This is a genomic window from Gloeocapsopsis sp. IPPAS B-1203 (assembly GCF_002749975.1).
Classification (GTDB): domain Bacteria; phylum Cyanobacteriota; class Cyanobacteriia; order Cyanobacteriales; family Chroococcidiopsidaceae; genus Gloeocapsopsis.
Map to the genome: position 1 here is coordinate 203,727 of NZ_PEIG01000002.1, position 19,426 is coordinate 223,152.

At 42.2% G+C, this 19,426-nt stretch carries 19 protein-coding genes; 15 read left to right on the forward strand and 4 right to left on the reverse strand.

Features of this window, described 5'->3' with window-relative positions; genetic code table 11:
- Positions 1-7: 7 nt before the first annotated feature.
- Both CSQ79_RS04300 and CSQ79_RS04305 read right to left on the reverse strand, forming a co-directional pair.
- A complete protein-coding gene (locus tag CSQ79_RS04300) occupies positions 8-526 on the reverse strand; it encodes a ComEA family DNA-binding protein (protein ID WP_099699964.1) in 519 nt (172 codons plus the stop codon).
- A 41-nt stretch (positions 527-567) separates the two neighbouring features.
- On the reverse strand, positions 568-963 hold the full coding sequence (locus tag CSQ79_RS04305; RefSeq protein WP_099699965.1) for an NINE protein: 396 nt from the start codon (positions 961-963) through the stop codon (positions 568-570).
- A gap of 338 nt (positions 964-1,301) precedes the next feature.
- On the opposite strand from CSQ79_RS04305, the gene CSQ79_RS04310 reads away from it, so the two are divergent.
- Entirely contained in the window at positions 1,302-1,625 is a 324-nt protein-coding gene (locus CSQ79_RS04310) for a DUF1825 family protein (RefSeq protein ID WP_099699966.1), read from the forward strand.
- 81 nt (positions 1,626-1,706) lie between these two features.
- Here CSQ79_RS04310 and CSQ79_RS04315 read toward each other — a convergent pair whose 3' ends face one another.
- On the reverse strand, positions 1,707-3,629 hold the full coding sequence (locus CSQ79_RS04315; protein WP_099699967.1) for a transglycosylase domain-containing protein: 1,923 nt from the start codon (positions 3,627-3,629) through the stop codon (positions 1,707-1,709).
- A gap of 159 nt (positions 3,630-3,788) precedes the next feature.
- On the opposite strand from CSQ79_RS04315, the gene tyrS reads away from it, so the two are divergent.
- From tyrS to CSQ79_RS04330, 3 genes are all read left to right on the forward strand, one after another.
- The gene (gene tyrS, locus CSQ79_RS04320; RefSeq protein ID WP_099700287.1) at positions 3,789-5,039 is read left to right on the forward strand and encodes a tyrosine--tRNA ligase; all 1,251 of its coding nucleotides are present in this window, start codon (positions 3,789-3,791) and stop codon (positions 5,037-5,039) included.
- A gap of 178 nt (positions 5,040-5,217) precedes the next feature.
- Positions 5,218-5,931, forward strand: a complete 714-nt coding sequence (pyrF, locus tag CSQ79_RS04325) for an orotidine-5'-phosphate decarboxylase (RefSeq protein ID WP_099699968.1) — start codon at positions 5,218-5,220, stop codon at positions 5,929-5,931.
- Complete coding sequence (locus CSQ79_RS04330; protein WP_099699969.1) at positions 5,928-6,533, forward strand: hypothetical protein; 606 nt, start codon at positions 5,928-5,930, stop codon at positions 6,531-6,533. Before pyrF ends, CSQ79_RS04330 begins: the two co-directional genes overlap by 4 nt.
- Before the next feature lie 141 nt (positions 6,534-6,674).
- On the opposite strand, the gene CSQ79_RS04335 is transcribed toward CSQ79_RS04330, so the two are convergent.
- Positions 6,675-7,370 (reverse strand): uracil-DNA glycosylase, encoded by a 696-nt coding sequence (locus tag CSQ79_RS04335; protein ID WP_099699970.1) that lies wholly within the window; start codon positions 7,368-7,370, stop codon positions 6,675-6,677.
- A gap of 163 nt (positions 7,371-7,533) precedes the next feature.
- Here CSQ79_RS04335 and CSQ79_RS04340 point away from each other — a divergent pair, with 163 nt between their 5' ends.
- The 11 genes from CSQ79_RS04340 to CSQ79_RS04390 all read left to right on the forward strand — a co-directional run bounded on the left by CSQ79_RS04340 (position 7,534) and on the right by CSQ79_RS04390 (position 19,371).
- On the forward strand, positions 7,534-8,217 hold the full coding sequence (locus CSQ79_RS04340) for a phosphoribosyltransferase (RefSeq protein WP_289500522.1): 684 nt from the start codon (positions 7,534-7,536) through the stop codon (positions 8,215-8,217).
- Between the two features lie 32 nt (positions 8,218-8,249).
- Complete coding sequence (locus tag CSQ79_RS04345; protein ID WP_099699972.1) at positions 8,250-8,951, forward strand: class I SAM-dependent methyltransferase; 702 nt, start codon at positions 8,250-8,252, stop codon at positions 8,949-8,951.
- Complete coding sequence (locus CSQ79_RS04350; RefSeq protein WP_289500524.1) at positions 8,939-10,102, forward strand: quinone-dependent dihydroorotate dehydrogenase; 1,164 nt, start codon at positions 8,939-8,941, stop codon at positions 10,100-10,102. Before CSQ79_RS04345 ends, CSQ79_RS04350 begins: the two co-directional genes overlap by 13 nt.
- Positions 10,099-10,530 carry an urease accessory protein UreE gene (gene ureE / locus CSQ79_RS04355; protein ID WP_099699973.1) on the forward strand — a complete coding sequence of 144 codons (432 nt, stop codon included), beginning with the start codon at positions 10,099-10,101 and terminating at the stop codon, positions 10,528-10,530. Before CSQ79_RS04350 ends, ureE begins: the two co-directional genes overlap by 4 nt.
- Before the next feature lie 18 nt (positions 10,531-10,548).
- Positions 10,549-11,226, forward strand: coding sequence for an urease accessory protein UreF (locus CSQ79_RS04360; RefSeq protein ID WP_099699974.1), 678 nt, complete (start codon positions 10,549-10,551; stop codon positions 11,224-11,226).
- Positions 11,227-11,348: 122 nt separating this feature from the next.
- The gene (locus tag CSQ79_RS04365; protein ID WP_289500525.1) at positions 11,349-11,999 is read left to right on the forward strand and encodes an HAD family hydrolase; all 651 of its coding nucleotides are present in this window, start codon (positions 11,349-11,351) and stop codon (positions 11,997-11,999) included.
- A gap of 14 nt (positions 12,000-12,013) precedes the next feature.
- On the forward strand, positions 12,014-12,574 hold the full coding sequence (locus CSQ79_RS04370) for a peroxiredoxin (protein WP_099699976.1): 561 nt from the start codon (positions 12,014-12,016) through the stop codon (positions 12,572-12,574).
- A 59-nt stretch (positions 12,575-12,633) separates the two neighbouring features.
- Complete coding sequence (gene ureG, locus CSQ79_RS04375) at positions 12,634-13,236, forward strand: urease accessory protein UreG (protein WP_099699977.1); 603 nt, start codon at positions 12,634-12,636, stop codon at positions 13,234-13,236.
- A complete protein-coding gene (locus CSQ79_RS04380; protein WP_099699978.1) occupies positions 13,230-16,847 on the forward strand; it encodes a response regulator in 3,618 nt (1,205 codons plus the stop codon). The genes ureG and CSQ79_RS04380 overlap by 7 nt, the downstream gene beginning before the upstream one ends.
- A 13-nt stretch (positions 16,848-16,860) precedes the next feature.
- Positions 16,861-17,679 carry a CheR family methyltransferase gene (locus CSQ79_RS04385; protein ID WP_099699979.1) on the forward strand — a complete coding sequence of 273 codons (819 nt, stop codon included), beginning with the start codon at positions 16,861-16,863 and terminating at the stop codon, positions 17,677-17,679.
- A gap of 120 nt (positions 17,680-17,799) precedes the next feature.
- Positions 17,800-19,371 carry a sensor histidine kinase gene (locus CSQ79_RS04390; protein ID WP_099700289.1) on the forward strand — a complete coding sequence of 524 codons (1,572 nt, stop codon included), beginning with the start codon at positions 17,800-17,802 and terminating at the stop codon, positions 19,369-19,371.
- Positions 19,372-19,426: the final 55 nt, after the last annotated feature.

Below are 19,426 nucleotides of genomic sequence, written 5' to 3' on the forward strand. Positions count from 1 at the left end.
TGTATTATCAAAAGCATAGATAGTGCATCAACTTGCTAATTGTTACTCCTGCTAGTGACAAACGCCGTTGCAAGTCAACCAAATTACGATATGGTCCAAGCGATGTGCGATTTTGTACTATGGCTGCTGCTAAAGTTCGATCGATAACTGGAATTTTTACTAATATTTCTATTGTTGCTGTATTAGGATTCACTAGCGGCTGTAGATAACATTCTTCGTCGTAGTAACAAAACTTCAGCACAACTTCCAAAGGTTTCAGTCGTTGTAACGGCATATTCAAGGCAGCGGCAATATCCTCAACGCAGTAGAACTGAACACCACTGCGGCGTAATTCTACGAGCGATCGCGCCTGATGAATTGAGATTCCTGGTAATCTGAGCCAATCATCGACACTCGCTTGATTCACATCGATGCGGATACCTAACGCGGCGGCGATCGCAATTTCAGCTAGCGACTCCATGCGGTAGTATGGGTCATTGAGTAACTTAGTTCGGATTGTCTGAGACTGCAACCAGTTCTGAAGCATCGTGGAGTCAGGTTCTTCTTGCCTGTGAAGCGTGTTTCTATTTAAACAATTTTATTTAACAATTGGCGGCGTTTTTGTTCAAATTCATACTCAGAAATCAGTCCGTCTTGGCGTAAATCATCGAGTTGACGTAAAGCATCAGCGATCGCACTAACGTGATTAGGAGTTGCTGATTGATTTGGTGTCGCTGCAAAAACTTCTACGTTACCTTCAGCGCTATTAAAATTTCGGTCAAATTCTTCTGAGTCTTGAGCTAAATACCAAACTCCTTCAATTGCACTAGCAACTCGCGGAATCGGTGTCCAGGATAGAAGTAAATATATGACTCCCCACAGCGGTTGTCCTAGATAGAACTTATGCAAACCGGCGATCGGTATTACTGTGCCAGTGAAAGCCAAAAGTGCGGCAACTTTTCTGCTTTTCAGTTTACTTAACATACTCAGTTTTACTCCACTGTAGCCACACTCATTTTTTGAGAAGACACTAGAATGCTGCATTCAAACAGTGCATCTGATCGCTTTCTTCTTTATGATAAATATTGATTGTTCTAACACACAAGTGAAGTTAGTTGCGATCGCCTTTACATAACTGTCAAGGTTCAAACTTTCGGCTCAAAATACCTTGAATTCAGCACTTAGTAGAAATTAGCTTTTTGTCAAGTCGTGAAATTTCGACAAAAATACGATCAAGTGTAGCCTTTGAGTCTAGACTAGAATGATACCAAATGCAACAATAAAGTCTCCTGAGCGAAAACACTCAGTTGAACATAAGTGCCATGGGATTTTTTGACTCTGAGATAGTTCAACAAGAAGCTAGGCAGCTTTTTGAGGATTACCAAGCCTTAATCAAACTTGGTCAAAACTACGGCAAGTTTGACCGCGAAGGCAAAAAAATGTTTATTGACCAAATGGAAACTCTGATGGAGCGCTATCGAATTTTTATGAAGCGCTTTGAACTATCAGAAGACTTTATGGCTCAAATGACTGCACAGCAACTACAAACGCAGTTAGGACAGTTTGGCATGACTCCACAGCAGATGTTTGACCAAATGAATTTAACGCTAGAACGCATGAAAGCGGAAGTTGATAAACAGCCGTAATTTTGGGAGTTTTGAGTTTTGAGTTTTGAATTATCAAGAATTTTCTTAACTCAACACTCAACATTCATCACTCAAAACTCTTTAGTTACTGCTAGGGCGCTGAAACTGGGAAGGAGAACGGAAATACTCAACTCGTTGGTCTTTTAAAGCTTTTTGCATAAAGTCGCGCCATACGGGTGCAACAAAACCACCGCCAGTCGATCCTTTACCTAAGGGTCGATAGTTATCGTTTCCTACCCACACCGCAGTTGCTAACTGAGGTACGTAACCGACAAACCAAATGTCGCGTTCTGAGGATGTTGTTCCTGTTTTACCAGCTGCTTGGCGGTCGAGTTGTGCTGCTCGACCAGTACCATTGTTAATAACTCCTTGCATCACACTATTAAGTGAAGCTGCTGCCCAAGGATCTAATACAAGTTGGGGCTTAGGTGTGTTGTCGAGTAACACATTGCCACTACTGTCACTCACACGGACAATGACTGTTGGTGGCGAGTGCCAACCATAATTAGCAAAAGTTGCATATGCACTAGCCATTTCTAATGGTGTGACACCGATTGCTCCTAGGGGTAATGAAATCACTGGTTCCATTGGACTATTAATTCCCAGAACCCGACAAATTTCAATCACTTTATTCAGTCCAACAGCCCGCCCAATTTTAATTGCCGGAATGTTTCGCGAAACTTCTAAGGCTCTGCGAATCGACATTGGTCCTTGAAAGGAGCTATCGTAGTTCTTAGGTACATAGCGTTGAGCACTACCATCGTTATAGCTAACTGGAGTATCTTCCACAATTGAGTTAGGAGTATACTTTCCAGAGGCAAATGCTGCGTAGTACACAAATGGCTTAAATGCTGAGCCAGGTTGACGATGTGCTTGAATAGCACGGTTGAACTCACTTTTACGCGGATCGACACCACCAACTAAGGCTTTGACAAACTGAGTTCGCGGATCGACAGCAACCAATGCCATTTGATCGCCATTGACTCCTTGGGCACGAATTCTTTGATGCCAAGTTGTTACGGTTTCCTCTGCCATCCGCTGCATATCAGCATCTACAGTAGTTTGGACGCGCATTCCGCCTTTAAGCACTGCATCACGCCCAAAGCGCTGGGCTAACTCTTGTGCAGCTGCATTTGTCACATAAGGCATTGCACTACCTTGAAATGAACGAATGCGACCTAGGTTGATTTCTGCTTCACGCGCAGCGGCTTCTTCTTCAGGTGTAATCCAACCTAATTGCAGCATTCGATTGAGGACAACTCCCTGACGTTGTTTTGCCCGTTCCATATTGTTAAACGGGCTGTATTGTTCTGGGGCTTGAATCATTCCTGCCATCATTGCTGATTCAGCCAAGTTGAGATTTGCTGCTGATTTATTAAAGTAAGTACGGGCTGCAGTTTGGACGCCGTAATTATTGTGACCCCAATAAACTTGGTTGAGGTACAACTCTAAAATTTCTTCTTTACTCAGAACTTGCTCAAGGCGTACTGCTAAGACAGCTTCTGCAACCTTGCGACTAAATTTCCGTTCTTGCGACAAGAAAATATTTCTGGCCAACTGCATTGAGACTGTAGAACCACCCTCCGCAACCGCACCGCGTTGCCAGTTAACAAGTAATGCACGACCAACACTGCCAATGTTGATGCCCTGATGATAATAAAAGTGGCTATCTTCAATCGCCATAACAGCGCGTTTGAGGTCTGGCGAGATGCGATCTAACGGGACAACTTCGCGGTTAGCTTCACCATGAATACTCGCAAGTAGCCTACCTTTGATGTCGTAAATATAAGAAGTTTCTGAGGGAAAATAGTTACGTAAAGCTCTCACATCCGGTAGATTGCGGAAACTGGTTGCTAGCCCAATCAATCCCCCAGCTACAACAGCGCTAGTCAGCATAACCGTTGCCAACAGTGTGCCGCCAGTTACCTGACCGACGTCTTTGACAAACTGATAACTGGGTGAAGAGCCTCTTTGTTGTTTTTTCTGAACAATACTAGAAGACACGGCGGTTTAATTTCCTCACTTGTAGACTGGGGTTGAAATTGAATGATGTAAAGACAACTAATTTTTGCAATTATAGTAATCTGACACCTGAGCTAATGAGAACAAAGTGTGATAACGAATCAATTATATGAAGACCAGTTGAGCTATCAAGTTCCTAGTATGACGCAAAGCCCAGGAGAAACCAAAGTACAATCAACAACTGATAGTGTAGTAAAATTTACGTGGCTACGTCGTGGTGTCAGCGAGATTTTTCCTGACCAAGTTGCTGATAATTCGCCAGAAAACCTTGAAAAACGCTTGGCAAACACGCATCGACCTTTGCGTGTTAAATTGGGCATCGATCCTACAAGTCCCGATATCCATTTGGGTCATAGCATTCCTTATAGAAAACTGAGAGCTTTTCAAGATGCGGGGCATACGGCGGTACTTATTATTGGCGATTTTACTGCAAGAATCGGCGATCCAACAGGTAAATCAGAAGTTCGTCGCCAGTTGAATGAAGAAATGGTGGCACAAAATGCCAAAACATACTTGGAGCAGTTACGTCCTATCTTAGATTTTGACACGCCAGGTAGGTTAGAAGTTCGCTACAACTCCGAGTGGCTCTCAAAGTTGGATTTAGCAAAAATTTTAGAGTTACTCGCCACAATGACTGTCGGGCAAATGTTAGCAAAAGAAGGCTTTGCTGAACGTTATACCCAAGAGAACCCGATTTACTTGCATGAGTTTTTATACCCAATTATGCAGGGATATGATTCTGTTGCGGTAGAAGCTGATGTGGAATTAGGTGGTACAGATCAAAAGTTTAATATTGCAGTAGGTCGAGATTTACAGCGTCATTTTGGCTTTCCTCCACAGTTCGGCGTACTGATGCCGATATTGATCGGAACTGACGGGGTACAGAAGATGTCTAAATCGCTGGGAAATTATGTCGGCTTATCTGAAGATCCACTGACAATGTATTCCAAATTAGAAAAAACTCCTGATCGTCTCCTGGAACAATACTTCGAGTTGTTGACGGATTTACCTTTGGATCGCCTACCAGAAAATCCTCGCGATCGCCAAAAACTTCTAGCACTAAATATTGTCTCTCAATATCACGGTCAAGAAGCCGCAGCTAAAGCCCAACAAACCGCAATGTCGCTGATTCAAGGAGCAACAACTGATACATCCACTGTCCCAGAATTTTCTTTATCACAGGTAGAGTTTCCGGCTAAGTTGTTTTATATTCTGAGTGCAAGTAAATTGTGTAAAAGTAGTTCCGATGCCCGCAGGCAAATTCAAGGCGGTGCAGTAAGAATAGATGGCGATCGCATTACACAACTTGACTTAGCTTTTGAAAAACCCGAACAACTGTACGATAAAGTTCTTCAAGTTGGCAAAAATAAGTTTGCGCGGCTTATACCATGATTAAATTGAGTGGCTAGTAGTTAGTGAAGGAGTAGGAGTGTGGGCGTGTAGGAGTGTTGGCGTAGTTGTAGAGATTGAAAGATTTAATTGCTATTTTTCCCTACCACCCAACTACCCTACCACCCGCCTGCCCGCTGCTCCCCTGACCCCCGACCTCTAACCTCTGACCCCTAGTTTTATGTCTCCAGAACACATTATTGTGCCTTTAGATGTCGCTAGCGAAGCTGAAGCGATCGCATTGCTTGAAAGATTACCAGAAGTGACTTTCTGGAAAGTTGGTTTAGAACTTTTTGCCAGTAGTGGTCCAGGCATCTTAAAAATACTCAAAAACCAACAAAAGCGAATTTTTTTGGATCTAAAGTTTCATGATATTCCGAACACAATGGCAGGTGCGTGTCGGGCAGTAGGGCGTTATGGAGTTGATTTACTAACAATTCATGCTGCAGCAGGAAAAGAAGCGATCGCAGCAGCGCAGCAAGCAGTGCAAGAAGGTGCGGCATCAGCAGGTGTTGTACCTCCCAAAATGCTGGCGATTACACTCCTGACAAGTATCTCAGCGCGACAACTTGCGTTTGATTTAAAGATTCCTCTAGAGTTACCTGAGTATGCGTTACAAATGGCGCTGTTGGCTCAAGAAGCGGGGGTAGATGGTGCTGTTTGTTCTCCTCAAGAAGTAGCACAGTTACGTCAAACGTGTGGTGACGACTTACTACTAGTTTGCCCTGGGGTACGACCCCTTTGGGCAGAAGGGGGAGATCAAAAGCGATCGCTAACTCCAGCACAAGCGTTAAAAGCTGGAGCCGATTACCTTGTTATTGGACGTCCAATTACTGCGGCTAAAGAGCCAAAACTTGCTTGGATGCGTATTTGTGACGAGTTAGCAGCGTCATGATAGCAGTAAGAAGGCTACAAATCTCAATTTGTACATACTTGCTTGCTTATAGCTTCAGCCTAGAACTTACAAAGACAAAGCCAGCCTATAGTACATATCTCCAACAATCTGTGAGATTTGTTCAGCGATCGCCGCAGTGTCAAACCGAAGATGTGGAAATATTAACTTCACAACTTTTACCAGCTTTACCAGGCTATGCGAATCGAGTTAGCCAACGCACTCGTCGTCGCGATGCGATCGTTGATATTTATACCTATGTGCTTATTGCGGGACGCCCTGAGTTTGTACCATTAACACTTGGTCCTGGCGAATATACTCCTGATCCGGAAACAGTAACCGCACAACAGCCGCAACAAGTCTTTATTACAACACTCGAACGACAATATATCGATGGGAAACCCGTCGAACTACAACAATTTCACTGGCTGTTTTTTACTCGCGCAGAAGGTGGTTGGCGACTCGCAATGATGTTTTCCCGCACAGGTTCATATCCTTCTCAACGACCTGTAACACCTCCTAGGAATAGCAGTAATGGCATTATTGCTCAAGGAATTCGGACATGGTTACGTGATTGTCAAACTAATTTGCCAGTAAATAGGTGAAAATAAACGTAAATAAAAGCTGGTAACTGGTAACTGGTCAATGGTAATTGGTGATTGTAAACAATATTGAGCATCAATTACCCGTTACCCATTACCTATTACCCGAGATGAAATAAGGTATCCCTGCTTTACAAAAAAGATCTAATGTAGCATCTCATCTAATTTAGTGCGTACTGCTTGAATATCTTGCCACATCAACCATTTTGGACTACCGCGTTCGCGAGAAGGGTTACGCAACAAATATGCTGGATGAAGAATAGGCATACATAAACGTCCTTCCCACTCAATCCAGTTGCCTCGAATTTTTGTAATTCCGCGTTTTTCTCCTGTCAAACTTTTGAGTGCGGTTGCACCAGTAAACAAAATAACTTTTGGATTAACCAAACGAATTTGCTCTAGAAGATAAGGTTTACACGCGTTAATTTCATCAGTAGTAGGAACGCGATTGTTTGGTGGACGGCACTTGATGACATTACAGATATAAATATCACTATCTGTATCCAGGTTTACCGAAGCCAAAATTTTATCAAGGAGTTGCCCAGCTTTACCGACAAAGGGTAATCCAGTTTCATCTTCATTTTGCCCTGGGGCTTCGCCAATGATCATAATCGGTGCTTGCAAATTCCCGCGTCCGACTACAGCATGAGTACGAGTTTCGCCAAGTCCGCACCGATGACACTCGTTACAATGCTGTGCGATTTCTGTCATTGCGGAATATGTGCCAGGAGGAATCGGAATTTTAGCGTCTGTTGGAATTAATTCAGGCTGTGCTAGTGCCGATGCTTCTGAATCAGTAGTATCTTGAAAAAGACTAAGTTGCTCTTCGCTGCTAGTCATGATTGAAATAGCGTCAGTTTAAATGAAATGCATTGCGCTTGCGTAGCATCCTGGTTGCCCCTCAATTCTACTCTAGTGTGTTCAGTCTAAAAGTAGCTACATTGAACTAAAATCAGTCATCATAGAATGAAGACTGTCGCGCTTTATGGTGTTAGGCGCACTCATGTCAGATTTTCCTCTTTTTCGCGATCGCATTGATGCTGGCGAACAGTTAGCACAAGCAATTTCTTTTGCTTTAACTCAGCCACCGTTATCTACAATAAATGCCCAACCAATTGTCTATGCCCTGCCACGCGGCGGCATACCTGTAGGCTTGCCAGTAGCACAATTACTTCAGTGTCCGCTAAGTATCTTAGTTGCCAAAAAAATTAGCCATCCCAAGAATCCTGAATTAGCAATTGGTGCTGTTAGTGCCGATGGTAATGTGCTTTGGGCTGAAGAAACGCCATTTTATGTTCCTTATTCGCGTTTAGGAAAAAGCGCACTTGCTGAAGCCACAGCGAAAGCACAAGAACAACTTGCTCAACTGACACCTGCGTGTCCTAAAGTTGATGCTGAAGGTGCGATCGCCATTATTGTTGATGATGGTATTGCGACAGGAATGACAATTGCTGTTGCCGCCCAAGCTCTAAAAGCCCAAAATCCCGCTGCAATATTATTATGTGCCCCATTAGCACCACGCGGGTTGATTTCTTGGCTCGAACAATGGGGCAGTGTGATTGTTTTAGAAACACCGCAATCATTCATGAGTGTCAGTCGCTTCTATGCTGAATTTCCCCAAGTCGAAACTGAAGAAGCCTTTGCTTATTTACTGCAACACAGAGAAGGGATGAGGGGTGAGGGGTGAGTTAATTTGGAATATTCAAAGTTAGTAGTGATATGTCAATCAAACAATCTCGAAACGAAAATCAAGTGACACTACCAAGAATTCTGGAACCAGAAGTAATGGATAGTTGGGAAGAGGCAGTAGAGTACGACGCGATGGACTTTACTGAAGTTAATACTGCATTTGCTAAAAGTGTTATTGAGTTAGGACCTAACTTTGAGGCAAATGTTCTTGATGTCGGTACGGGTACAGCACGAATTCCCATATTGATTGCTTCTCGGTGTCCTCAATGGCAGATTTGGGGCATTGATTTAGCCAAAAGTATGTTACAGCTTGGCATGCGGCACGTCAAAAACGCTGGCTTAGAACAACAGATTTTGCTGGAAACTGTTGATGCTAAAAAAATGCCTTATCCTGACGGGAAATTTCAGATGGTGATTTCTAATAGCTTAGTACATCATTTACCTGATCCTTTACTCTTTTTTCACGAAGTAGCACGAGTACTACAACCGCAAGGTGCTATATTCATTCGAGATTTGATTCGTCCTGCAAATGTTGAGATAATGGAGACTTTGGTCGCAAGCATTGGTGCAGAATACGACGAACAGCAAAAGAAACTCTTTCGCGATTCACTCAATGCCGCACTTACTTTGGATGAGGTTCATGATTTAATGAAGCAAGCCAACTTGAGTGATGTAAAAGTTTATCAATCTTCAGATCGACATTGGACAGTAGCAAGAGCGTGGCACTATTAAACTTGAATTCACAACACGAGTGGGATCTATACAAACTCGTAATTCGACCTGTACTATTTACTGGATTAAAGAGCGATCCAGAATGGTTGTATCAAAGAACGATTACCACTCTTAGCTGGTTAGAGAATTCGCCACATCACCCAGTAACGAAATCAACGCAACGTTTACTACAAAAATCCTTGTGTTTGAGCGATGAACGCTTAGCACGACAACTTTGGGGAATTCAATTTCCTAATCCTATAGGTTTAGCCGCAGGTTTTGATAAAGATGGTGTTGCGGCTAGTGTATGGACAAACTTTGGTTTTGGCTTTGCCGAAGTTGGTACTGTGACATTTCACGCGCAACCAGGAAATCCCCTTCCACGCTTATTTCGTTTACCACAAGATAGTGCTGCTTTAAATCGGATGGGATTTAATAATTCTGGTGCAGCAATGATGGCAAAAAGATTACAAAGTGCTTCTCATTTAATACCGATTGGAGTTAATTTAGGAAAATCAAAAATTACTCCACTAGAAGCAGCAGCCTCTGATTATCTAGAAAGTTTTCGCTTACTTAAAGATTTAGGAGATTACTTTGTTGTCAATGTTTCTTCGCCAAATACACCAGGGCTGCGATCGCTGCAAAATACCGCAGAACTCAGTTCAATTCTGGATGCATTACAACAAGAAAATCAAGCTTCTAAGCCAATTTGTGTCAAAATAGCCCCTGACCTGGAATGGGAAGCGATCGCCGCCATTATTGAAATTGCCCAAACATACAAACTTGCGGGAATTATTGCGACAAACACAACAATAAGTCGCGATCGCATCACTACAAAAATATTGGCACAAACAGGAAAACCTGTTACAGAAGAAGCTGGCGGAATAAGTGGCTTACCAGTACGCGATCGCGCTACTGAAATTATCCGATTTATCTACCAACAAACACAAGGTCAACTCCCAATTATTGGCGTCGGTGGGGTTTTTACTGCCCAAGATGCTTGGGAAAAAATTGTTGCAGGTGCAAGCCTCGTACAAGTTTATACGGGTTGGATTTATGAAGGGCCATTGATGGTACGCCGGATTTTACAAGGATTACTCCTCAAACTAGAAGAACACAAACTCAATTCAATTGTCGATGCGGTAGGATTACAGTCAACAAAGAACTTATGATTGCACTTACCCAACGTCAGCCACCTAATGCTGCGATCGCAGTGAGTTTGACCTTAGAACTTACTGCGGAAGAACGAACTCGAAGTCGCTATCGCATTGAAACTCAAGATGACATTATATTTCTACGCTTACCCAGAGGTACAGTACTTCACGACGGTGACTTACTGCAAGCAGAAGATACGAGTATTGTTGTGCGGGTAGTGGCTAAATCTGAACCTGTTCTTGTTGTTACAGCACCTTCAGTAGTATTGCTTAAAGCCGCATACCATCTAGGAAATCGTCATGTCCCTGTAGAAGTCACCCAAGACTATTTGCGATTATCGCCCGATCCAGTTTTACGTGCCATGCTAGAACAACTTGGAGCGCAGGTACACGAAGCGATATTACCATTTCAGCCAGAAAGAGGTGCGTATGGACATCATCATTAGCAATGAGTGATAGATGATATGACAATTGAGCGTGTATTGTATCTTTTACAACTGGCAAGTCCAACTTTACCCGTGGGTGCTTATAGTTATTCTGAGGGACTTGAAGCACTTGTTGATGCGGGTACGATTAGCAATGAGCAAAGTTTGCAGCATTGGTTAGAACAAGAATTACATTATGGTGCAATTCGACTAGAAGCCGCAGTGATGGTTCGGACGTATCATGCAGTGCAAAATGGAGATATAGAAGCTTTAAGTTATTGGAATCATTGGCTGTCAGCAGCGCGAGAAACTGAAGAATTGCGATCTTCAAGTTGGCAAATGGGGCGATCGCTCATTAAGCTTCTCTTACAATTGCAACCGCAAGTATCGCCTTTAGCTGATGCTGTGGGGAATCCTTGTAATTATGCGATCGCGTTTGGAATTGCCGCAGCTTCCTGGAAAATAGAACCCTTGTCATCGGTTGTTTTGGGATATCTACACAGTTGGACAACGAATCTTGTGACTGCTGGGGTGAAATTGATTCCGCTAGGACAAACAGCAGGGCAACAAGTAATATTAAATTTATTTCCCGATCTCATGAATGCTGCGACAGAGATTCTGACCTTGAGTGATGATGACTTGTGTAGCTGTAGTTGGGGATTATCGCTGGCGAGTATGGCGCACGAAACTCTGTACACAAGATTATTTCGTAGTTAGACTGTTCATATGCTCGGTGAGAGCTTAGCTGTATGGCAGTTAGTTAATAATTCACAATCAAATTAGCTTTTAGGCAATCTGCAAAGCCAATGCTTAATAAATTTAAGGTACTGCTGTTAGACATGAACGATACATTTATGTTTGATGCAGACCGTTTTGGCGCAGAACAGGATTACTCGATTGTGTACCGTTGGCTTGGAGGAACACTGCAATCAAATACAGTTAATGAGTTAATTCAAGCGGCTTACACTTATTTAGATAAACGCTATCCTGACGCGAATTATCGAGAGTCATTTCCCAGTCTTCGAGATGCGTTGCTTGCAGTTTCAGGACGAATTACAACTGATGACGAGTTAGAAATCCTCATTCAAACTTTTAGTTATCACGAACTTGGAAGCGTGCCCGCCTTGTATTCGGAAGCATTGAGAAAACTAGCACAGCGTTTTTGTTTAGGATTAGTGGCAGACATCTGGGCACCGAAAACGCTATGGATTAACGAGCTAAATCGCAGTGATGTACTAAATTTGTTTGAGATAGCTACTTTTTCATCTGACTCTGGCATCGTCAAACCATCACCGCTTGCTTTCTTAAATACACTCAAGCAAATGAAAGCTGACCCTGACAATGCATTAGTAATAGGTGATTCAGTGAGGCGTGATTTAGGCGGTGCTGTTGCTGCGGGGCTACCATGTTTGCTCGTCGGAGGCGCAACTCATCCATCTGCTTATGGTGCATCATCCAATTTACTTGAACTCGTCGATACCTATTGTTAAAGAGGAAAATGTCGATGCAAAATCTCACTGAATTACCGCAAGATTTACCTATTCCACAATATGATGGTGGTTGCAATCATTTGCTAGGAATGCGATTACCTCAAGTAAATCTTATTTCCACGCGCAGTAGAAAATTGGATTTGTCAAATATCAAAAGCAAGGTGGTGTTTTACTGTTACCCAATGACAGGTCAACCTAGCGTACCAATACCAGACGGCTGGGATCAAATTCCAGGAGCACGGGGCTGCACGCCTCAATCTTGTGCTTTTCGCGATCATTATGCCGAACTTCAAGAGCTTGGCGTTGAAGTTTACGGTATAAGCACTCAAGATACCTCCTACCAGCAGGAAGCTGTTGAACGGCTTCATTTACCTTTTGAGCTTCTCAGTGATGCAGCATTTGAGTTTACTACATCTTTGCAATTACCGACATTTGAGGTAGATGGTAAGCGGCTGATCAAGCGGTTAACATTAATTGCAGACGAGGGAAAAATAGCCAAAGTGTTTTATCCAGTTTTTCCACCTGACAAAAATGCTCAAGAGGTTATTAAGTGGCTTAAGCAGAACCTAGTATAACCATAAAATATAAGGTTTAGAATAGTGGGCGAGTTCTTTGTAACTGCTAATTGCTAATTATGAGTGCGTTTCGAGTTGGTGTTGCAGGCCCTGTCGGATCGGGGAAAACAGCTTTAGTTGATGCATTGTGTAAAGCGATGCGGCAACAATATCATCTTGCGGTGGTGACGAATGATATTTATACGCAAGAAGATGCACAATATTTGGTGCGTTCTCAGGCGCTGAGTGGCGATCGCATTTTGGGTGTAGAAACTGGCGGATGTCCCCATACCGCAATTCGAGAAGATGCCTCGATGAATTTAGCAGCAATTGAACAATTAGAACAGCGATTTAGCAATCTTGATTTAGTTTTTCTAGAGAGTGGTGGCGATAATTTAGCAGCTACCTTTAGCCCTGAATTAGTTGATTTAACTATATACGTCATTGATGTTGCTGCTGGTGATAAAATTCCTCGTAAAGGTGGTCCAGGAATTACCAAGTCAGATTTATTAGTGATTAATAAAATTGATTTAGCACCTTTTGTTGGGGCTGATCTTGAGGTCATGGAACGAGATGCTAAGCGAATGCGAGGTCATAAACCTTTTGTTTTTACTAACTTAAAAACTCATAAGGGACTGGCAACAGTTATTGATTTTGTGCGAATGAATTGCGAGGAATGTTGAGTAACTTAAGAATTGGAACAAAAATTGGTGCAAGTTTTGCTTTAGCATTGACAATGCTGAGTACAATTGGTTTAGTTTCTTACCGCAATACAACACAGCTAATTGACAGTGCGCGCCAAGAAAATCATAGTTATCAAGTTATTACAGAGTTAGAAGACCTCAAGTCAAGAATTAAAGATGCTGAAACTGGACAACGAGGCTATCTGCTTACGGGAGATCAACGCTATCTTGAACCATACAACTCGGCAATTACAGTCATAGAAAAAAACATCAATGACTTGCGTCAACTCACCTCGGATAATCCAAGTCAACAAAGTAGAATTGCCTCTTTAGAACCATTAGTTAATCGACGAATAGCACTTATTCAACAAACACTAGCTCTACGAGAAACGCAAGGTTTTGATGCAGCATTACAGGTTGTCCTTACCAATGAAGGCAAAGATTTGATGGATCGCATTCGGTTAATATTAGCCGATATGGAGGTAGAAGAACGTGAATTATTACAACAGCGATCGCAACTTGCCCAAGCCGCAACTCAACAAACAATTTATACTATCCTCTTTGGTATTCCTCTAGCTTTTGGCACACTAATTTTAATTGCTTATTTTCTGAGTAAAAATATCTCGCAACCTCTAGCTGAAGTTTCTGTGGTTGCAACAAAACTAGCAGCAGGAGATTTATTTGTCAGCGTACCAGAACAAAATCGTCAAGATGAAGTTGGTGTATTAACTCGTGCATTTAATCAGATGATTGCGAGTCTACGAATAACAACGTTAAAAAACAATGAGCAAGCATGGTTAAAATCAAACTTAGCAAAGTTTGCTGTCATGCTTCAAGGGCAAAGAGACATAGAGAAAGTTGCTGAATCTGTTTTAGCCGAATTAGCTCCATCAGTAAATGCTCAACACGGCGTTTTTTATATTATGGATGCTAGTGATGAAAAACCAGTACTGAGACTTTTAAGTAGCTATGCACATCAAGAACAAACACCACAACAATTTCAATTAGGTGAAGGTTTAGTTGGACAATGTGCTTTAACACAGCAAAAAATATTACTAACTGAAGTACCAAGTAACTATATTCGGATTAGTTCGGGATTAGGAGAAGCAACTCCTCAATCTGTTATTGTTTTACCTATTGTATTTAATTCCAAAATTACTGCTGTTATTGAATTAGCTTCCTTACAACAGTTGAGTGAACTTCAGTTGACGTTTCTAGAGCAAGCGAGTGATAACTTGGCAATTGTCCTCAACACGATCGCCTCTGACACGCGCACGCAACAATTACTACAGCGATCGCAGGCTTTAACAACAGAACTCCAAGCCCAGCAAGAAGAACTGCGCAACAGCAATTATCGTCTTGAACAGCAGCAACAAGAGTTACAGCAGACAAACGAAGAATTACAGCAACTCAATGAAGAACTTGAGGAAAGATCTGAGTTACTCTCAGCACGAAATCAGGAAGTAGAGCGAAAAAATCAAGAGGTTGACCAAGCAAGACAGTCATTAGAGGCAAAAGCTACCGAATTAGAGCAAATTTCGCAATACAAGTCGCAGTTTCTCGCGAATATGTCGCATGAGTTGCGAACACCCCTTAATAGTTTGTTAATTTTAGCTAAATTACTGGCAGATAATACGGCAGGCAACTTAACTGATAAGCAAGTTGAATACAGCCGGACAATTTATGCTTCAGGAAAAGACTTACTTGGATTAATTAATGACATTCTCGATCTTGCCAAAATTGAATCGGGAACGATGTCAGTTGATATTAATCCCCTCACATTAACAGATATACGTGTTAATATTGAGCGAACTTTTGAGCAAGTTGCTCAAGATAAAGGGCTTGAGTTTAGCGTTGAGTTTGCTCGCGACAGATTACCAGATGTTATTTATACCGATGGTAAACGTTTACAGCAAGTTTTGAAAAATCTCTTAGCAAACGCTTTCAAATTTACTGAACAGGGACAAGTTCGCTTTAAAATTGATATTGCAACTCAAGGATGGGATCTCAAACAAGAATCTTTGAATCGTGCAGATACAGTAATAGCTTTTGCAGTAGAAGATACCGGAATTGGTATTGCTCAAGATAAGCACAAGTTGATTTTTGCGGCTTTTCAACAAGCAGATGGAACAACAAATCGTAAATACGGCGGTACTGGATTAGGTTTATCCATTAGTCGCGAAATTGCCCGACTTTTAGGAGGAGACATTCAGCTTGTTAGCCGTTTAGGAGAAGGCAGTACGTTTACGCTTTATCTACCGCTCAATGATACGGGAATCAGAGATCAGAGGGCGCTGGCGCAGAGCTACGGTTCAGAGGCTAGGGAAAGACAAGAAGATAAACGCAATGAGGAATTATTCCCTCGCTCCTCATCCCCCGCTCCTCGTCCCTTTCTCCAAGACGATCGCAACGCAATTCAACAAGGCGATCGCACGCTATTAATCGTGGAAGACGATCTTAACTTTGCTCGGGTGTTACTCGATATGGTACAACAACACGGGTTTAAAGTTCTCTTGGCACAAAATTCAAATGATGGGTTACTACTAGCACAGCAGTTTCAGCCAAATGGCATTATGGTTGATATCAACTTACCCGATCTTGACAGTAGTGCCTTACTAGAGCGTTTACAGCAACATCCTCAAACCAAAAACGTTCCTGTACATACAATTTCTGGCAGAGAGTACTTTACTTATAGTTTGTCTCCTGGGGCGATCGCTTATGTGCAAAAGCCTGTTAATAGTCAAGCCTTGGCAAAAGTTCTCGCTGACATTAAAGAAATTGCAGCGCATCAAGTGAAAAAATTGCTGATCGTCGAAGACAATGCTGCGCAACGTCAAAATGTGATCGAGTTGATTGAGAACAAAGGTGTTAAAGTAACTGCTGTGGGTACAGGAGCAGAAGCATTAGTTGCTCTTCAACAGCATCACTTTGATTGTCTGATCCTTGATTTGGGGCTACCTGATATGAGCGGGTTTGAGCTAATTCAAGTGATTAAACAGCAGTATAGCAACGAACTTCCCATTATTATTTACACTGGTCAAGAACTAACACCCCAAGAAGAAACTGAACTGAAACGTATTGCACAAGCAATAGTCATTAAAGATCGACAACAAGGAAGCGTGCAACTGGGAGTATCACTAGAACGGCTATTAGATGAAACCGCTTTGTTTTTGCACCGCGTGCAAGCAAATTTACCGACACCGCAACGCCATGAACCACCGACTCAAAGCGATCGCCTCCTGACGGGAAAACACGTTCTCATTGTCGATGATGATGTCCGCAATATTTTCGCATTAACAAGCGTACTAGAACGCTATCAGATGCAAGTTTTATTTGCAGAAAATGGTAAAGCAGGAATTGCTTTGTTAGAACAAACACCAATTGATATTGTCTTGATGGATGTGATGATGCCAGAAATGAACGGTTACGAGACAATGCAGGCGATTCGGGCAAAAGATCAGTTCCAATCTCTACCAATTATTGCTCTTACTGCTAAAGCTATGGTAGGCGATCGCGAAAAATGTATCGCCGCAGGTGCTTCAGATTACATTACCAAGCCTGTTGATATCGAACAACTGCTATCGCTAATGCGGGTTTGGCTGTATCAATGAAGCTATTAGCTCCATGAATGAACTGGAAGACATTGAAATTCGGCTACTGCTAGAGGGGATTTTTCATTACTATGGTTTTGATTTTCGTCGTTATGCCCCTGTTGCTATCAAGCGTCGCATTCAGAATATTTTATATTTGGAGCAGTTAGCAACTGTTTCAGCACTGCAAGAAAAAGTTTTACACGATCGTACTTTTCTAGAACAATTTCTGAACTACATGACAGTCAATGTCACTGCAATGTTTAGAGATCCTCAGTTCTATCTCACTTTTAGACACAAAGTTATCCCTTTACTAAGAACTTATCCTTTTATTCGCGTTTGGTGTGCGGGATGTTCAACTGGGGAAGAAGTGTATTCGCTAGCAATTTTACTTTACGAAGAAAATCTTTATCACCGCTGTCGTATTTATGCAACCGACATTAATGAAACTGTATTAAGAAATGCCCAAGCAGGAATCTTCCCTTTGAGACTGATGCAAGAATACACCCAGTCTTATTTACAAGCAGGAGGTAAACAGTCATTTTCAGAGTATTATACTGCAGCGTACGATCATGCAATTCTGCGTGCATTTCTCAAAGAGAACATTGTCTTTTCCCAACACAACTTAATATGCGATCGCTCTTTCAACGAATTTAATGCAATTTTGTGCCGTAATGTGCTGATCTACTTTAATCAATCGCTACAACAGCAAGTCCACCAACTTCTGTATGATAGCTTATGCTTATTTGGTATTCTCGGATTGGGAAATCAAGAATCGCTCAATTTGAGTCACCAAGAAAGATACTATAAACAATTAGCGGGCCGAGAGCGACTTTATCAAAAAATTAGTTAGTAGCAATTCAGGTCATCATTTGCTAAAAAAAGATCATTGTTGAGTGAGAATTTAGTAACTTTTCTAGGGTATACGACAACAAAACCCCAAAGTCCCAAACTGACTACTCAAGGTGAAGCAATGCCATCGGAACCGAAAGTTAATATTCTTATGGTAGACGACCATCCAGAGAATCTCTTGGCACTAGAGGCTATTTTAGAGGGATTGGGGCAAAATCTTGTCAAAGCCCATTCAGGGATGGAAGCACTGCGTTGCCTGTTGAATCAAGATTTTGCAGTGATTTTATTAGATGTCCAAATGCCAGATATGGACGGTTTTGAGACTGCTACACTCATTCGCCAAAGGGCGCGATCGCACTCTACGCCAATTATTTTCCTGACAGCATTTAGCACTAGCGACACGCTACAAATGCGGGGTTATTCGCTAGGAGCAGTAGATTATTTATTTAAACCAATTCAACCAGAAATCTTAACTTCTAAAGTTTCAGTATTTGTTGAACTGTACCAAAAAACTGCACAAATTGAACAGCAAGCTGCAGAACTTAAAAAAAGTGAAGAACGTTTTCGGCGTTTAAGTGCAAGTTCTCCAGTAGGCATTTTTTTGTTGGATACCTCAGCACGCTGTACGTATATGAACTCGCGCTGTCAAGTCATTTGTGGATGTACTTTAGAACAAATCACTCAAAATTGGTGGCAAATTATTCATCCTGAAGAACGCGATCGTGTACTTGCTGAATGGTTAGCGTGTTTTCATGCTGGACAAGAATACGCAAACGAGTTGCGCATCCAAACTCAGGATACTTTACGTTGGGTACATTTACGCTCATCACCGATGCTTTGTGACAAAGGTGAAGTGATTGGTTATGTCGGGACTTTAGAAGACATTAGCGATCGCAAGCAAGCTGAAGCCGAACGCAGTAAACTCATCTACGAGCAAGCTGCACGTGCTGAAGCGGAAAGTGCTAACCGGATGAAAGATGAATTTTTAGCTGTGCTATCACACGAACTCCGCACTCCGCTAAACTCTATCTTAGGCTGGGCAGGTCTTTTACGTACGCGCAAATTTGATGAAAAAACTGTTGCTAAAGCTCTAGAGACCATCGAACGCAATGCCAAATCACAAGCTCAGTTGATCGAAGACATCCTTGATATTTCCCGAATTATTCAAGGTAAACTCCGCTTGCATCTTTGTCCAGTCAATTTAATCCCAATTATTGAAGCAGCAATCAACGCAGTACGTCCAGCGGCTGAAGCAAAAGCAATTCAACTTGAGGCTTGTTTTGATACACCAAAGTTTGTCTGTGCCGATCCAGAACGTTTGCAACAAGTGATCTGGAATTTACTCACAAATGCCATTAAATTTACTCCTGAACGAGGCATCGTTGAGGTTCGTCTGGAAAGTGTTGATGCCGCCTATACTCAAATTCATGTCCGAGACACTGGAATTGGAATTAACCCTGAGTTTCTTCCTTACGTATTCGATACCTTTCGCCAAGGAGATAGCACTACAACGCGCAGCCACGGTGGACTTGGCTTAGGATTAGGAATCGTGCGTCATTTAGTAGAACTACATCACGGTACGGTAGCTGTCAGTAGTGCTGGGGAAGGACAAGGTGCAACTTTCACCGTCAGGCTACCTGTACTAGAAAAAGTAGAAGGTGAGCCACTCAAATCACTACCATCACTTTCCTAAAGTAGAGTGTGTTCAATAAAAAAGCTAGCTGTATTAGCTAGCTAAGAACTCGATC

Excerpts from the sequence above, each read along its gene's own strand:
- CSQ79_RS04300 (WP_099699964.1), bottom strand. The coding sequence starts at position 526 with ATGCTTCAGAACTGGTTGCAGTCTCAGACAATCCGAACTAAGTTACTC.
- CSQ79_RS04380 (WP_099699978.1), top strand. The coding sequence starts at position 13,230 with ATGTTGAGTAACTTAAGAATTGGAACAAAAATTGGTGCAAGTTTTGCT.
- CSQ79_RS04370 (WP_099699976.1), top strand. The coding sequence starts at position 12,014 with ATGCAAAATCTCACTGAATTACCGCAAGATTTACCTATTCCACAATAT.
- CSQ79_RS04335 (WP_099699970.1), bottom strand. The coding sequence starts at position 7,370 with ATGACTAGCAGCGAAGAGCAACTTAGTCTTTTTCAAGATACTACTGAT.
- pyrF (WP_099699968.1), top strand. The coding sequence starts at position 5,218 with ATGTCTCCAGAACACATTATTGTGCCTTTAGATGTCGCTAGCGAAGCT.
- ureE (WP_099699973.1), top strand. The coding sequence starts at position 10,099 with ATGATTGCACTTACCCAACGTCAGCCACCTAATGCTGCGATCGCAGTG.
- CSQ79_RS04360 (WP_099699974.1), top strand. The coding sequence starts at position 10,549 with ATGACAATTGAGCGTGTATTGTATCTTTTACAACTGGCAAGTCCAACT.
- CSQ79_RS04385 (WP_099699979.1), top strand. The coding sequence starts at position 16,861 with ATGAATGAACTGGAAGACATTGAAATTCGGCTACTGCTAGAGGGGATT.
- CSQ79_RS04330 (WP_099699969.1), top strand. The coding sequence starts at position 5,928 with ATGATAGCAGTAAGAAGGCTACAAATCTCAATTTGTACATACTTGCTT.
- CSQ79_RS04345 (WP_099699972.1), top strand. The coding sequence starts at position 8,250 with ATGTCAATCAAACAATCTCGAAACGAAAATCAAGTGACACTACCAAGA.
- CSQ79_RS04310 (WP_099699966.1), top strand. The coding sequence starts at position 1,302 with ATGGGATTTTTTGACTCTGAGATAGTTCAACAAGAAGCTAGGCAGCTT.
- ureG (WP_099699977.1), top strand. The coding sequence starts at position 12,634 with ATGAGTGCGTTTCGAGTTGGTGTTGCAGGCCCTGTCGGATCGGGGAAA.
- CSQ79_RS04340 (WP_289500522.1), top strand. The coding sequence starts at position 7,534 with ATGTCAGATTTTCCTCTTTTTCGCGATCGCATTGATGCTGGCGAACAG.
- CSQ79_RS04305 (WP_099699965.1), bottom strand. The coding sequence starts at position 963 with ATGTTAAGTAAACTGAAAAGCAGAAAAGTTGCCGCACTTTTGGCTTTC.
- CSQ79_RS04390 (WP_099700289.1), top strand. The coding sequence starts at position 17,800 with ATGCCATCGGAACCGAAAGTTAATATTCTTATGGTAGACGACCATCCA.
- tyrS (WP_099700287.1), top strand. The coding sequence starts at position 3,789 with ATGACGCAAAGCCCAGGAGAAACCAAAGTACAATCAACAACTGATAGT.
- CSQ79_RS04365 (WP_289500525.1), top strand. The coding sequence starts at position 11,349 with ATGAACGATACATTTATGTTTGATGCAGACCGTTTTGGCGCAGAACAG.